Here is a 13515-nt window from a genome sequence, read left to right as displayed (position 1 = left end):
CGCGAAGACATGTTGTGCCCGCACAGGATCCTGTCGCTTATACACAGCTGGTCGCGCCGCAGGGCGCGGCCGAGCGTTTGCTGGTCGGTGCCCGGGGCGCGGCCAAGCCCGAGATCAATACGGTTCGGGTAGAGCTCCTCGAGCATCCCGAACTGCTCCGCAACCACGTACGGCGAGTGGTTCGGCAGCATCACGCCACCCGCGCCGAGCCGAATGCGCTCGGTTTTCGCCCCGATGTGGGCAATGAGCACCGCGGGCACCGAGGAGACAATGCTGTGCATGTTGTGGTGCTCGGAGTACCAAATACGCGAATACTCCAGCGATTCCGCCTTCTGCGCGAATGCAACGGAACGCTGCATTGCGTCGGCGACGGACTCGCCGGAGTATCTGGTGCAAAAATCAATCAGTGAGAGTGGGGTAGACATGGCCCCACACTACGCGTTGACGGCCTCCGCGTGTTGCTTCGGGCGGGCCAGGTCCACGACCAGGCCAATGACGAACGCGACAACCACCGGCAGGACCCAGCCGAGGCCCGCGGAGTCGAGTGGAGCCCACGTCACCAGCGGACGCAAGGCGTCGGCGCCCCAGTCCAGGGAAATGAAGGTCTCGATTGCGGACCAGACCACAGCAACCCAGATTGGCAGGAAGAACGCCCAGCGGAAGGTCAGGCGGCGCTTGAACGCTGGCTCGACCAGGGTGACGAAGATCAGGGCAATGGCCGGCGGGTACAGGAAGCCGATGACCGGTGCGGCAATCGTCATCACGAAGTCCAGGCCCTGGGTCGCGATGACCATCGAGGCGATGGTGAAGATGACTGCCCACGTGCGGTAGGCGCCGCCAAACTCGGTGGAGAAGTACTCTGCGGTCGCGGTGATTAGGCCGACTGCGGTGGTCAGGCAGGCCAGCAGCACGATCAGTGAGAAGATGACCTGGCCCGCCTGGCCCATCGTCAGGTTGGAGGCTTCAGCCAGCAGGCCTGCGCCGTTATCGAACTGGTTGGAGTCCGGCATCACGCGACCGATCATGCCCAGCCCGACGTAGATGAGTGCCAGCAGCGCGCCCGCACCGACGCCAGCTGCGATGGTGCCGTTGACCAGCTTCTTGCCCTCAGGGAAGCCCTTCGAACGCAGCGTGGAAATCACAACAATGGAGAAGGCCAGCGCGGCGATGGAGTCCATCGTCAGGTAGCCCTCCAGCAGGCCGGTCGGGTACGGGCCGGACTGGTAGTGTTCCGAAGGGGCGGAAGGCTCTACGTCCCAGCGGAACAGTGAAACGGCGATCATCACGATCAGCAGGATGACCAGCGCCGGAGTGAGGAACTTACCGAGCTTTTCCATGATGGTGTTCGGGTTCCAGCTCAGCGCCAGGGCAATGCCGAAGAAGATGACGTTGAACACGCCCGAGGCGAACAGGCCGGACACACCGAACAGCGGGGTGATGGCCGTTTCCATCGACACCGCGCCGGTACGTGGCAGCGCGTAGAACGCGCCGATGGACAGGTAGGCGAGTACCGGGAAGATAACACCGAAGATGCTGCCTGCGCGCTGCGCGAGGTCGCGCACGTTCGTGCCGGACAGTGCAATAGCGATGACCGCCAGCACCGGCAGCAGCGCGCCGGTGCTGAGGAAGCCGAGGATGGCAGGCCAGAAGTTATCGCCTGCCTGGACGGCCAGGATTGGTGGGAAAATCAGGTTGCCGGCACCGAAGAACATGGAAAACAGTGCCAGCGCGGTGACGACGACCGCCTGGGTGGAGTTTCCCTGTTTCGTGCCCGTTTGAGCGTTCTGTGTATGGTCCATTGCCACACAGTACAACACACAGCGAAAAAATGGGAAATCTTTTCCATTCTGTGAGACGTTTATACGAGTGTTTCGATCGCCCTCAACGGAATCTCCACCCAATCTGGGCGGTTGTTCGCCTCGTACACCACCTCGTACGCAGCCTTATCCACCACGTACGCTGCAAGAACCGGGTCCTCGCTCGCGGGGGCAGTGCCGTAACCCTCCAACAGCTTTTCGACGTGCTCCCGCTCCCAGGCAGCGTCAAACCCGCCCACAGCCGCGGCGTACCCGTAGGAGCGGATCATCCCAGCTACGTCCCGCAGCGGGTGATCCGGCAGACGGCGCTCCTGCAGCGGACGGGCTGGCTCGCCCTCGAAGTCGATGAGGAACCACTGGGAATCCGTCTTCAGCGTCTGTCCAAGGTGGAGGTCGCCGTGGACGCGCTGCGTGGTCAGGGGTGTCGTGGCGGTGGCGGCGGAGCTGGCGTCGAGAAGCGAGTAGAGCTTCAGGATGCGCTCGCGGTACTGCTCGAGCACCGGCGCGCGCTGGATGTAGGAGTCCAAGTGGTGCGTGAGCCGTGTGCGCAGGGACGACGGGCTGGCGGTCTCGGTGGGGAAGGCCTCGGCGAGCGCGGTGTGCACCTGGCGGATCGCCGTGCCGAGCGCCTTGGTGCCGCTGGTGTCGAGCGTGCCGCCTGTGGCGAGCACGAAGCCGTCGGTGCCGCCCACGATGCAGTCCTGCTGCATCGCAAGGGTCTGGCCGTCGCGGGTGGCGTAGCCGCGCACCGCGGCGACCGCTGGGCAGTCCGCGATCTGGCTCAGCAGCTCAACGTCTGGGTTCAGCCCGTCCTCGAGGCGGCGGAACACCTTGACGATGTGCTCGCCAACCACCAGCGAGGTGTTCGACTGCTCGGCCCCGAGCGGGCGCGCGCCTGCGGAGTCGATGGTGCCCTCCACCGCGCCAAATGTTGCGACGTTGGCCAGGTAGGCCTCGGCGCCTTCGGGGGTGTGCAGAACGTCGTGGGTGCCGGTGGCGTCGACAAACACTTGGTAATGGTCGACCGTGCCGCCGTGGTGCACCGCGAGGATCTGCCAGGTGAAGTGTTTTCCGATGGTGGGGGAGGTGACATCTTCCGCGGCGACGACGTCGATGGCGTCAACCGGCTCGGACTTCGCGCCGTAGAAGCGCTGCGCAGCAATATCAATCATGTGACCAATGTTAGGAGATATCGAACCAGAAGAAGCCATGCGGCGCGAGTGTGCTCAGCCACGGCAGCTCACCGATAGCCGGGAACTCCTCGCCGCCGGTCAGCTCGCGGGGCACCACACCGTTGTAGTGCGACAAGTCCATCTCGACGGCCTGCGGGCGCGAAGACATGTTGTGCACGCACAGGATCCGCTCCCCCTCGTACTCACGGATAAACGCCAACACCTGCGGGTTTGCGTGATCCACCTCGATGTAGGAGCCTCGGCCGAACGCGCGGTACTGCTTGCGGATCATGATCATCTGGCGCACCCACTGCAGCAGAGAGTTCTCCAGCTTCATCTGGGATTCGACGTTGACAATGTCGTAGCCGTACTGGTCGTTGCGCACCGGCGGCAGGTAGAGCCGCTCCGGATCCGCCTTGGAAAAGCCGCCGTTGCGGTCGTTCGACCACTGCATCGGGGTGCGCACACCGTCGCGGTCAGGCAGCCAGATGTTGTCGCCCATCCCGATCTCGTCGCCGTAGTACAAAAACGGCGAACCGGGCAGGGACAGCAGCAGCGCGTGCGCCAGCTGCAGGCGCCCGCGGTGCCCACCCAGCAGCGGAGCAAGGCGCCTGCGGATGCCCACGTTGGCGCGCATCCGCGGCTCGAACGCGTAGTTCTGGTACATGAACTCGCGCTCCTGGTCCGTCACCATCTCGAGCGTGAGCTCGTCGTGGTTGCGCAGGAACATGCCCCACTGCGCGGACTCCGGAATCGGCGGCGTCTCGCGCAGGATATCGACGATCGGCTGCGCCAGCTCCTGGCGGATCCCCATGAAGATGCGCGGCATGACCGGGAAGTGGAACGCCATCTGGCACTCGTCACCCTCGCCCGCACCGAAGTAGGCGACGACCTCCTCCGGGAGCTGGTTCGCCTCCGCGAGCAGGAAGCGGCCCGGGTACTCCTCGTCGAACAACGCGCGGACCTTCTTAATGAACTCATGCGTCTCCGGCAGGTTCTCCGAGGAGGTGCCCTCGCGCTCGAAGAGGTACGGGATGGCATCGAGGCGGATGCCGTCCATCCCCAGATCCAGCCAGAAGCGGATGACGTCCAAAATCTCCTGCTGGACCGCCGGGTTGTCGTAGTTCAGGTCAGGCTGGTGGGAGAAGAAGCGGTGCCAGAAGTACTGCTTGCGCACCGGGTCGAACGTCCAGTTGGACTCCTCGGTGTCGATGAAGATGATGCGGGTGCCAGCGTACTTCTCCGGGTCATCCGACCACACGTAGTAGTCCCCGTAGGGGCCGGACGGGTCGCGGCGGGACTCCTGGAACCAGGGGTGCTGGTCGGAGGTGTGGTTGATCGGAAAGTCGGTGATGATGCGGATCCCGCGGCGGTGGGCGGCGTCGATAAGGGAGACGAAGTCTTCCACCGTGCCGAACTCTGGCAGCACCTTGCGGAAATCCCGAATGTCGTAGCCGCCGTCCTTCAACGGCGAATCGTAGAACGGTGGGATCCAGAGGCAGTCGACGCCGAGCCACTGCAGGTAGTCCAGCTTGGACTCCAGGCCCTGGAGGGTGCCGGAGCCGGTGCCGTTCGGGTCGAAGAAAGCGCGGACCAGCACCTCGTAAAATACTGCGTCCTTGTACCACTCCGGGTCAGGGCGCTCCCACGGCTCGGCGGCCGGGGTGGGTGTGGAGAAGTCGGTGGCCTGCGGGGTAGGAAGTTTGTCGTTTTCGTTCATGCTTCCTCACAGTAGCTTGATTGCCTCAGCCATGCGCTGGACGGCTTCCTGCAGGATCTCGGGCGAGGTGGCGAAGTTGAGGCGCGCCTTGTGCGCGCCGCCGGGCCCGAAGCTGGTGCCCTCGTTGAGCGCCACGCCCGCGTGTTCCAAGAGCCATTCGGCCGGGGTCTCGGTGGTGAGCTTCGTGCCGGAAAAGTCCACCAACAGCAGGTAGGTCGCCTCCGGGACGGGGAAGGTGATGCCGGGGATCTGCTTCGGCAGCTCCTCGACGAGCCAGTCGCGGTTCGCCCGCAGCTGCTCTACCTGCTGGTCTAGGTACTCGGTGCCCTGCCCGTAGCAGGCCTCCGCAGCCACGATGCCCAGCGTGCCCGTGCCTTCCTTTGTGATGTCGGACAGCGCGTTCCAGGTGGCCACGTCCTCATCGTTGGAGAAGAGTATCTGCGCGCACTTCAGGCCTGCCACATTCCAGGCCTTCGACGTCGCCGTGATCGTGATGCACACGTCCGGGTTGTGCTCGGCGGCGCACACGTGGCTGCCCTCGTAGACGATCGGGGCGTGGATCTCGTCAACGATGACGCGGCCCCCGTAGCGGCGCGCGATGTCGCAGATCGCGTCGAGCTCCTCGCGGCTGAAGATGTAGCCCCATGGGTTCATCGGGTTGGTCACGATAATGGAGCCGGCACCGTTGCGAAACGCCTCTTCGACCTCTGCCAGGTCCAGGCCGCCTTCGCTGCCGATGTCCACGCGATTGCGCCCCGCGGTTGAGGCGATCTCGAGGAAGGGGAAGTACGCAGGCACCGGCACGATGACATCGCCTTCGGTGAAGTGCTCGATCGCGAGCAGCACACCGCGTACTACGTCGGGGACGGTAACAATCCGCGCCGGGTCAGGGCGCCAGCCGTAGCGCTGCGCGTAAAACTCGGAAACGTTCTCCGCCAGACACTGGGCGCGTGGGGCGGGCGTGTAGCCGAGGCATTCGCGCTCGACGGCGTCGAGCACCGCCGCCTTCACAGGCGGGGCGGTGGGGAAGTCACTTTCGGCGATAAACAGTGGCAGCACGTGCTCGTCGTGCACGGTCCACTTGCGGGTTCGGCGGTCTCGGAGTGTGGAAAGGTCTGGGAACTTCATGTCCCAAGACTGTAGTCAGACCGCCCTTACTCGCCACAGGCTCGCAAGCTTGCTACTCCTCGTCATTGTCGTCGGAGTGGAAGCCGAACGCCTGTAACCTGGCACGATCAGCCGCAGACGAGGACGCGGTAAGCCGCAGGAGCTCTGAATAAATACCGCCGGAGACCGCGAGCTCCGCCGGGGTACCAATTTCGTCGATGCGGCCGTCACGCAACGTGATAATGGTATCGACGTCCGCGATGGTGGACAGTCGGTGCGCAATCATGATGGTGGTGCGGTCCTCCATCAGCGCGTCGAGCCCGGCCTGCACGGCGCGCTCCGCCTTCGTGTCGAGGGCGGATGTGGCTTCGTCGAGAATCAACAGTGGCGCGTCCTTGAGCATCGCGCGCGCGACGGCGACGCGCTGGCGCTGCCCGCCGGACAAGCGCAGGCCACGCTCGCCGATGACGGTGTCGTAGCCCTCGGTGAACTTCATGATGAAGTCGTGCGCGTTGGCGCGCTTAGCCACCGCGACCACCTCGTCCATCGTCGCGTCCGGCTTGCCGTAGGCGATGTTTTCAAAGACGGTGCCAGAAAACAGCGCCGCCTCCTGGAACACCACGCCCGTGGTCGCGCGCAGCTTTTCGACGCCCAGCTCCGCCAGATCCTGCCCGCACACCTTCAGGGTGCCTTCCTGGATGGGGTAGAGGCCCAGCAGCAGGTTCACGATGGTGGACTTGCCACCGCCGGACTCTCCGACCAGGGCGACCTTCTCCCCAGCGTGGGCGCGAAAGCTCATGTCGTGGATGACGGGCTCGCCAGGCTCGTACTCGAAGGTGACCGAGTCGAACTCCACGACGGGCTCGTGGACTGGCAGCGGGCGGTGCTTTACAACGGTGAGCTCCGGAACGCCTGAGGTCTGGGTGGCGGCGACGAGCTCGCGGTTCGCGGTGGGCTCCACCTCCTCGTCCATGACCTGGAAGTAGTCACGGGAACCGGCGACGGCGCGCTGGGCACTGTCGACGATCCAGCTCAGCATCATCACCGGCTGGCGGGCCATGGTGACCAGCTGGATGAGCATGACCATGTCGCCGATACTGAAGTGGCCCTGGATGGTGCGCACGAACAGGATCATGTAGATCCCCATGAAAATCAGCGACATCGCCAGCCCGCGCAGGGCGTCCATGGAGTGCCACCAGCGCGACTGCGGGCGGGTGATGCTCACCGTGTTGTTGTAGTGGTTGCCGAACTTGTCCAGCTCGCGGACCTCCGCCACGTATGACTTGGTCACCTTGACCTGGCCGACGACCTCCGCGAAGCGCCCGTTCGCTTCGTCGATCTGCGCGTTCTTCTCCGCCTCCCACTTCTGCCACCGCTTCGAGGTCAGCGCCGTCAGCCACGTGTAGACGGGGAAGAGCGCCAACAACAGCAGGGTCAGTGGCCAGTAATAAAAGGAGGTGATGATGAGGATGGCGATGATCTGGATGATCATCGGCAAGAAGTTGTTGGAGAAAGACTGGATGAACTGTGTCACCGAGGCAATCGAACGATCCAGCCTGGCAATGATGGTGCCGGTGACCTGGGTGTCGAAGTAGCGCTGCGGCAGCGAAAGCAGTTTGGCGAAGTAGCGGGTGGACAGGATCTGCCGGATCCTCGCCGCCATGACGTCGCCGAGGTAGCCGGAGACATTTTTCGCCAGCCCGCTGAGCGAGGTCGCAATAAACAGCGCGAACGCGAGCCACAGGACGGTGCGCACTGGGTCGGCGGGAGCGTTGTCGGAGTTATTGATGGCGTCGACAATTGTGTCGGTTGCCTCGCGGACGATAAATGGCGAAATGAGCCCAAGGCCTGCCACAACCGTCGAGATCACAACGATGGCGAGGTAGAACGGCCACAGGGCAGAAGCGCTTCGTAACACACGGGTGAGAGATTGCATAGGGTGCCCAGCGTAGCGCGACCGGGAGATACTCGTACAATAGTGACCAATTGTTTTCGCTTGAACCATATGAAAGGGCACCGATGCGCCACCACACACTGTCAGCTGCGGTCTTGCTGCTCGTTACTACTCTCACGCTGGGCGGGTGCGTGTCTGAGGATGACACCGCAACATCCACTGACATCGAGGTGACGACGCCCACTGGCGCCCCACAGCCGGAGTTCCACCAAGAGCAGGTGGACCCGGTGACCTCCACTGAGATCACCGGCGAGCGCGTCGATGACCCGAAGATGGAGCTGTCCTACAAGTGGCAGGGCAGCAGCTACGGCACCGGCGCCGGCAGCATCATCGTCGTGGCAGTGACGAACAAGAGCGACGTGCCAATGCCCGTTGACGTGCTCAAGCCGAAGCTGCGCTACAACACCGGCAACAACAAGTTTGTCGACGCCAACCCGATCAGCGCCGAGCAGGCCGGGGTGGACATCCTCGGCGTGGACCGCCCGCTGGGTCCGGGGGCAACCACGAACGCGAAGTATGCCTTCGACGTGACCCCGGATGGCCTGTGGGATGCGGAGTTTACGATCGGCAACGTGAAGTTCAAGGGGAACCTGAATAACTAATGCGCGAAGAAGTAATCCTGCTCAGTGAAGACGGCGCGCCGATCGGCTCCGCGGACAAGGCCGAGGTGCACACCGGGGACACCCCGCTGCACCTGGCGTTTTCCTGCTGGCTGTTCAACGAGGACGGCCAGCTGCTGCTCACCCGGCGCGCGTTGGGGAAGAAGACGTGGCCCGGTGTGTGGACCAACTCCTTCTGCGGCCACCCCGGCCCCGGCGAGGACGTGCCGGCGGCGATCCTGCGCCGCTCGGTCGAGGAACTGCGCTTGCCGGAGGGGGCTGTGCTGGACATAACGCCGGTGCTGCCGGAGTTCCGCTACCGTGCGGTGGATTCCTCCGGCATCGTCGAGTACGAAATCTGCCCGGTGTACTCCGCGCGCCTGGCCCCCGGCCACGAGGCTGTGGACCCGAACCCGGATGAGGTGGACTCGTGGCACTGGGCGGACCCCGCCGACGTTGTTCGCGCGGCGGACGCGACCCCGTTCGCGTTTTCGCCGTGGCTGGTCGAAGAACTGGCGGATAAGCGGCTGCGCGCTGTGCTGGAGCGCGCCGGGCGCTGACTTACTGGTTGAACGCCTCCCGAACGCTGCGCAGCGGATCCTCCACGACGGTCGTGGTGTCCGCGCTGAGCGAGGCGCGCAGGACGTTTCGGCCCAGGCGGTAGGCGGGCCAGTCGGCCTGTCCGCTGCAGATGTAGTCGTAGATGAGCTGGCCGATGTGGGTCGTAGGCTCTCCGAAGAGCGTCTCGAGCTCGTAGCTGTGGCCAAGTGGCGTATCTGCGCAGAACTCGATCTGGCGGATGTCGGCGGGGCCGTGCTCGCAGGCGTCGTCGACCCAGCGACGGATCAGTGCGTCCGATAGGAACCTGCCCGCGAGAGCGCCGGGGTCCGTGGTTCGTGCGGCCTCGATGTAGTTGCGCCGGGCCGCCGCGCTTTTGGCGCCGAAGAATCGGCCGAAGCAGCGGATAAACGTGGCGCCAAAGGCGTTGAAGCCCTCGCCGGACTGGTGGAACTCCTCGCGGATGGAGGTGACCACGATTGGCACGTCGGCGACTACGACGACGTCCACATCGCAGCACTCCTTGCCACGATCCGCACCCGCGGCGAAACCTTCGCCGACATCGCCGGCGCGGCACGCGCGTTCCTCGCCGCAGGCCGACCGTTCCCGGTGACGGGGGAGGGGCTGATGGACACCGCCGGCACCGGCGGCGACGGCGCAAACACCATCAACATCACCACCGCGGCATCGTTGGTGGCGGCCGCGGGCGGGGTGCCGATGGTGAAATGCGGCAACCGGTCCGTGTCCTCCAAGTCCGGTTCCGCCGACGTCCTCGAGGCCCTGAACATCCCACTCGACCTCGACCCCTCGCGNTCCCCTCCACGCCGCTCTCCCGAGCTGCCCCACCAGGGCGCTCGTGGTCGGGTCGGTGCGGCTGCGCCGGGAGCGCGCGAGGCTGCCCGGCTTCGACACTGGCTCTTATCCACAGCGAGATGTGTATAGGAGACGGGCGCCAACCAGAGCGCCAGCGCCGCCCCCGCCGAGTGCCCGACCAGCGTGACGTTGGTTGGGTCGCCGCCGAAGTGCTCGATGTTGCGCAGCACCCACCGCAGCGCCTCCTGGCAGTCCTCCACCGCGCGGAACGACGTGTCATTGGTGAAGGGGAGCAGTCCAGGGAATTTTCGACGGTACCCCACCCGCACCTGCACGACGCCTTGCTTCGCGAACGCCTCCGGCTGGGAGGTGGTCTCACAGTGGTTGCCTTCCTCGAAGCGGCCGCCGTGCAGATAGACCATCACCGGGTAGTCGTCGAGGGCCCGCGCCGTCGCCGGGGTGGTGATGCTCAGCCCGATGGTGTCTGGGTGCGGCGTGGTGGCGTCGATGAGATGACCCTCGGGGGCGGGGCGTGGGGGATCGAAAGGGACGTCGATACGCGAGTAGGGGATGGAGTAGAACTCGCGGGTGGCTGTGGTGGCGGTGCCGGTGATCGCGCCGGCGGGGCAGGTGATGGTGACGTCCATGACAGGCCAGTGTAAACGCTCCCGCCAAGTTCCTCGACGAGCTGCCGAAGGTGACTTATGCTAGTGAGTGATTATTGTCTTTCTTCTGTAGGAATGAGTTGTCCCAAATGACAGATACCCAAGCACGCATCACCGAGTACTGGGCAGGCCGGGCTGAGGCATACCACCGCGAACACAGGACAGCAGAGCGCGCCAAGGCAGACCGCGCAGCGTGGACTGACATCTTCAAGCGCTACATGCCGCAGGACGCGGTTCGCGTGTTGGACATGGGCACGGGTGACGGCTACATTGCGCACATCATTGCGGAGCTCGGCTACGCGGTCGTCGGCGTGGATGCGTGCGAACCAATGCTCGATGAGGCCCGCGACGAAGCGGAGCTTCGCCAGGAAGAAGGCATTAATACCCCACTGTTCGCCGAAGTCGACGTGACGGACCTGCCCCCGTCCTTCTTCGACTTCGACGTGGTTGTCAGCCGCTACCTGCTGTGGACGCTGCGCGAGCCGACGGAGGCGATCCGTGGCTGGGCCGAGGCGCTGAAGCCTGGCGGTCTGATCATCGCCGCGGACGCGACCTGGTTCCCGAACGGGATCTCGAAGGACACGCAGGTCATCTCCGATAACGGCCCGGACTCCTTCGTGCTGACCTACACCGACGACGTACTCGAGGAGCTGCCACTCGCGACGGCCGACTCCCCGGAGGCATACGCAGAGGTCTTCCGCGCCGCTGGCCTGGAGGACGTCGAGGTTGTTGAGCTGCCGGAGATTGCCAAGATCGACGAGGAGTTCGGCACGCCACAGGGACACGAGTCGCGCCCGACCTTCCTGGTGATTGGCCGCAAGCCAGCCTAACTCACACCCCAAGTAGGATGGGGTGCCATGACTGACAATCCGTTGTTGCACCCGTCCGACTTGCCGTATGGACTGCCTGATTTCCAGGCGATCCGCCTTGAACACGTGCTGCCCGCTTTCGAGCGGGCGCTCGTGCTCCATGAAGAAGAAATCGCCCGTATCTGTGCCGAGGACACCCCGACGTGGGAGAACACCGTCGAGGCGCTGGAGCGCGCGGGCAGCGACTTAGAGCGAGTCCTGGCATGGTTTTTCAACCTGCAGGGCACCGACGGTTCGCCTGAGTTCGACGAGGTCGCGGACGCGATCGTGCCACGCCTGTCCGCGCACACCGACGCGATCTACCAGACCCAAGAACTTTATGGCCACCTGCGTGCAGTGGAGGCCCCGGCGGACGAGGAGTCGCGCCGCCTCTACGACCTGCTGCTGCGCCGGTTCACCCGCCGTGGCGCGGAGCTCGACGAGGCAGGCAAACAGCGCCTGCGCGAGCTGAATCAGCGTCTCTCGGAGCTTTCCGAGCAGTTCGGCCGCAACCTACTCGCGGACACGACGAAGCTCGCGGTGCGCATGACCCGCGACGAGCTGGCGGGCTTGAGCGAGGAGCAGCTCGCCGCCTACCGCGACGCAGAGGACCCAGACAACCCAGACGCCTACGTCGTGCCGATCGAGCTGCCGACGACCCAGTCGCTGCAGGCCGAGCTCGAGTCCAGCAGCGCGCGCCACAAGCTGTTCGACGCCTCCCGCCAGCGCGGCCGCGACACCAACAGTGCGCTCGTGGTCGAGTCGGTGCGGCTGCGCCAGGAGCGCGCGAAGCTGCTCGGCTTCGACACGCACGCCGATTACGTCATCGCGGAGGAAACCGCCGGTAGCGCGGCCGCGGCCCGCAAACTTATCAGCGACCTCGCGCCCGCGGCCGCGTCGAACGCCGCCGCGGAACGTAAGCTGGCAGGGGAGCTGGCCGGGATGGAACTGGACGGCGCGGATTGGCCGTACTGGGAAGCGCGCCGCAGGGAGGAGGCCTTCGCGGTGAACGACGCGGAGCTGCGCAAGTACTTCCCGCTGCAGCAGGTGCTGCGCGACGGCGTTTTCTACGCTGCGAACCTGCTCTACGGCATCACGGTTACTCAGCGCGAGGACCTGCACGGCTACCGCGACGACGTGCACGTGTGGGAGGTCAAGGAGGAAGACGGCACCGGCATTGGCCTGCTGCTGACGGATTACGGGGCGCGGCCGTCGAAACGCGGGGGAGCCTGGATGAGCTCCTTCGTGGACCAGTCGACGCTGACCGGCACGAAGCCCGTCGTGGTGAACGTGATGTCGCTGACCTCCGACCTGCTGACGATCGACGAGGTTACGACCGTGTTCCACGAGTTCGGCCACGCGTTGCACGGACTGCTGTCCAACGTGCGCTACCCGACGCTCTCCGGCACCAACGTGCCGCGCGACTGGGTGGAGTTCCCCTCCCAGATCAATGAGAACTACGCGTTCGCGCCGGAGATCATCCGTAATTACGCGCGCCACGTGGACACCGGCGAGGTCATCCCGGATGCGCTGCTGGAGGCCGTGCGCCAGTCCCGGACGTTCGGGCAGGGCTTCGCCACCGCGGAGTACCTGGCGGCCTGCGTGATTGACCTGGCGTGGCACTCGCTCGACGGCGAGGTGCCGGAGGATATCGATGCCTTCGAGCAGCGCGCACTCGAGAAGGTTGGCCTAGACGTCGAGGGTCTCGAGCCGCGCTACCGCTCCACGTGGTTTAACCACATCTTCGCGGGCGGGTACTCGGCGGGCTACTACTCCTACCTGTGGGCGGAGGCGTTGGACGCCGACGGCTACCAATTCATTGAGGAATCCGGCATCAACCGGGACAGCGGCCAGCGGTTCCGGGACACGGTGCTCTCGGTTGGTGCCGCGCGCGACTACGCCGAGGCCTACCGCGCCTTCCGCGGCCGCGACAAGGACACCCGCGCTCTGCTGGTCCGCCGCGGGCTCGAGGGCAGCGATGTTTGATCTGTCGCCATGGCTGCAGACGCCACTGATCCTGCTGGTGGCGCTGCCGCTCGCGGGGGTGGCCTCGTGGGCGATGCTGCGTTTGAGTGACTGGATCGCGTACAAAATTTCGAAGAAGTAAGGTGGTCAACTATGGCCAACCCTGAAGAACTCCGCAAGCGCGATCAGCAGCTTCCGAAGCAGAAACGCAAATACCCACAGTCCCGTGTCACACAGGCACTGTGGGTGATGATTGCGCTGGTCATCGTCGCGGCCCTGGCCGGGCTGCTCTAGCGC

13 protein-coding genes and 2 pseudogenes are annotated in these 13515 nt (G+C 64.9%); 7 read left to right on the top strand and 8 right to left on the bottom strand.

From position 1 onward, the window contains the following. The 6 genes from BQ4436_RS02010 to BQ4436_RS01985 form a co-directional block, all read right to left on the bottom strand. A partial coding sequence (locus tag BQ4436_RS02010) for an MsnO8 family LLM class oxidoreductase (protein WP_143000764.1) occupies positions 1-425 on the bottom strand: 425 nt, incomplete at its 3' end. A gap of 9 nt (positions 426-434) precedes the next feature. Next, positions 435-1799 carry a branched-chain amino acid transport system II carrier protein gene (brnQ, locus tag BQ4436_RS02005; protein WP_070975345.1) on the bottom strand — a complete coding sequence of 455 codons (1365 nt, stop codon included), beginning with the start codon at positions 1797-1799 and terminating at the stop codon, positions 435-437. A gap of 59 nt (positions 1800-1858) precedes the next feature. Beyond that, positions 1859-2989 carry a phosphotransferase gene (locus tag BQ4436_RS02000; protein ID WP_070975339.1) on the bottom strand — a complete coding sequence of 377 codons (1131 nt, stop codon included), beginning with the start codon at positions 2987-2989 and terminating at the stop codon, positions 1859-1861. 10 nt (positions 2990-2999) lie between these two features. Next, positions 3000-4709: a maltose alpha-D-glucosyltransferase gene (gene treS, locus BQ4436_RS01995; RefSeq protein WP_070975338.1), complete on the bottom strand. Its 1710-nt coding sequence runs from the start codon at positions 4707-4709 to the stop codon at positions 3000-3002. A gap of 6 nt (positions 4710-4715) precedes the next feature. Continuing rightward, complete coding sequence (locus BQ4436_RS01990) at positions 4716-5837, bottom strand: MalY/PatB family protein (protein WP_070975337.1); 1122 nt, start codon at positions 5835-5837, stop codon at positions 4716-4718. A 52-nt stretch (positions 5838-5889) separates the two neighbouring features. After that, complete coding sequence (locus BQ4436_RS01985; RefSeq protein WP_070975336.1) at positions 5890-7752, bottom strand: ABC transporter ATP-binding protein; 1863 nt, start codon at positions 7750-7752, stop codon at positions 5890-5892. Between the two features lie 149 nt (positions 7753-7901). Between BQ4436_RS01985 and BQ4436_RS01980 the strand changes: the two genes are divergently transcribed. Beyond that, positions 7902-8372 carry a hypothetical protein gene (locus BQ4436_RS01980; RefSeq protein WP_240492791.1) on the top strand — a complete coding sequence of 157 codons (471 nt, stop codon included), beginning with the start codon at positions 7902-7904 and terminating at the stop codon, positions 8370-8372. Further along, entirely contained in the window at positions 8372-8929 is a 558-nt protein-coding gene (gene idi, locus BQ4436_RS01975) for an isopentenyl-diphosphate Delta-isomerase (protein ID WP_070975335.1), read from the top strand. Before BQ4436_RS01980 ends, idi begins: the two co-directional genes overlap by 1 nt. 1 nt (position 8930) lies before the next feature. Here the strand turns inward: idi and BQ4436_RS01970 are convergent, their stop codons facing one another. Then, entirely contained in the window at positions 8931-9437 is a 507-nt protein-coding gene (locus BQ4436_RS01970; protein WP_070975334.1) for a hypothetical protein, read from the bottom strand. Between BQ4436_RS01970 and BQ4436_RS11470 the strand changes: the two are divergent. Beyond that, a pseudogene (locus BQ4436_RS11470) lies at positions 9372-9734 on the top strand (hypothetical protein); the annotation flags it as partial. The gene BQ4436_RS01970 and the pseudogene BQ4436_RS11470 sit on opposite strands and share 66 nt — an antisense overlap. Positions 9735-9883: 149 nt before the next feature. Here the strand turns inward: BQ4436_RS11470 and BQ4436_RS11465 are convergent. Beyond that, a pseudogene (locus tag BQ4436_RS11465) lies at positions 9884-10387 on the bottom strand (carboxylesterase family protein); the annotation flags it as partial. 107 nt (positions 10388-10494) lie between these two features. Between BQ4436_RS11465 and BQ4436_RS01960 the strand changes: the two are divergent. Genes BQ4436_RS01960 through BQ4436_RS12130 form a run of 4 tightly spaced genes read left to right on the top strand, consistent with a single transcriptional unit; the run spans position 10495 to position 13512 of the window. Next, complete coding sequence (locus BQ4436_RS01960; RefSeq protein WP_070975332.1) at positions 10495-11235, top strand: class I SAM-dependent methyltransferase; 741 nt, start codon at positions 10495-10497, stop codon at positions 11233-11235. 27 nt (positions 11236-11262) lie between these two features. After that, the gene (locus BQ4436_RS01955) at positions 11263-13239 is read left to right on the top strand and encodes a M3 family metallopeptidase (RefSeq protein WP_070975331.1); all 1977 of its coding nucleotides are present in this window, start codon (positions 11263-11265) and stop codon (positions 13237-13239) included. Continuing rightward, positions 13232-13360, top strand: coding sequence for a hypothetical protein (locus BQ4436_RS12385; RefSeq protein ID WP_255364707.1), 129 nt, complete (start codon positions 13232-13234; stop codon positions 13358-13360). Before BQ4436_RS01955 ends, BQ4436_RS12385 begins: the two co-directional genes overlap by 8 nt. An 11-nt stretch (positions 13361-13371) precedes the next feature. Beyond that, complete coding sequence (locus BQ4436_RS12130) at positions 13372-13512, top strand: hypothetical protein (RefSeq protein ID WP_168156168.1); 141 nt, start codon at positions 13372-13374, stop codon at positions 13510-13512. The last annotated feature ends 3 nt before the right edge of the window (positions 13513-13515 follow it).

This window comes from Corynebacterium sp. MC3, assembly GCF_900099485.1.
GTDB classification, from domain to species: Bacteria; Actinomycetota; Actinomycetes; order Mycobacteriales; family Mycobacteriaceae; genus Corynebacterium; species Corynebacterium pseudogenitalium.
Note: the sequence above shows the minus strand (reverse complement) of the source record. Positions and strands in the feature narration are given on the sequence as shown.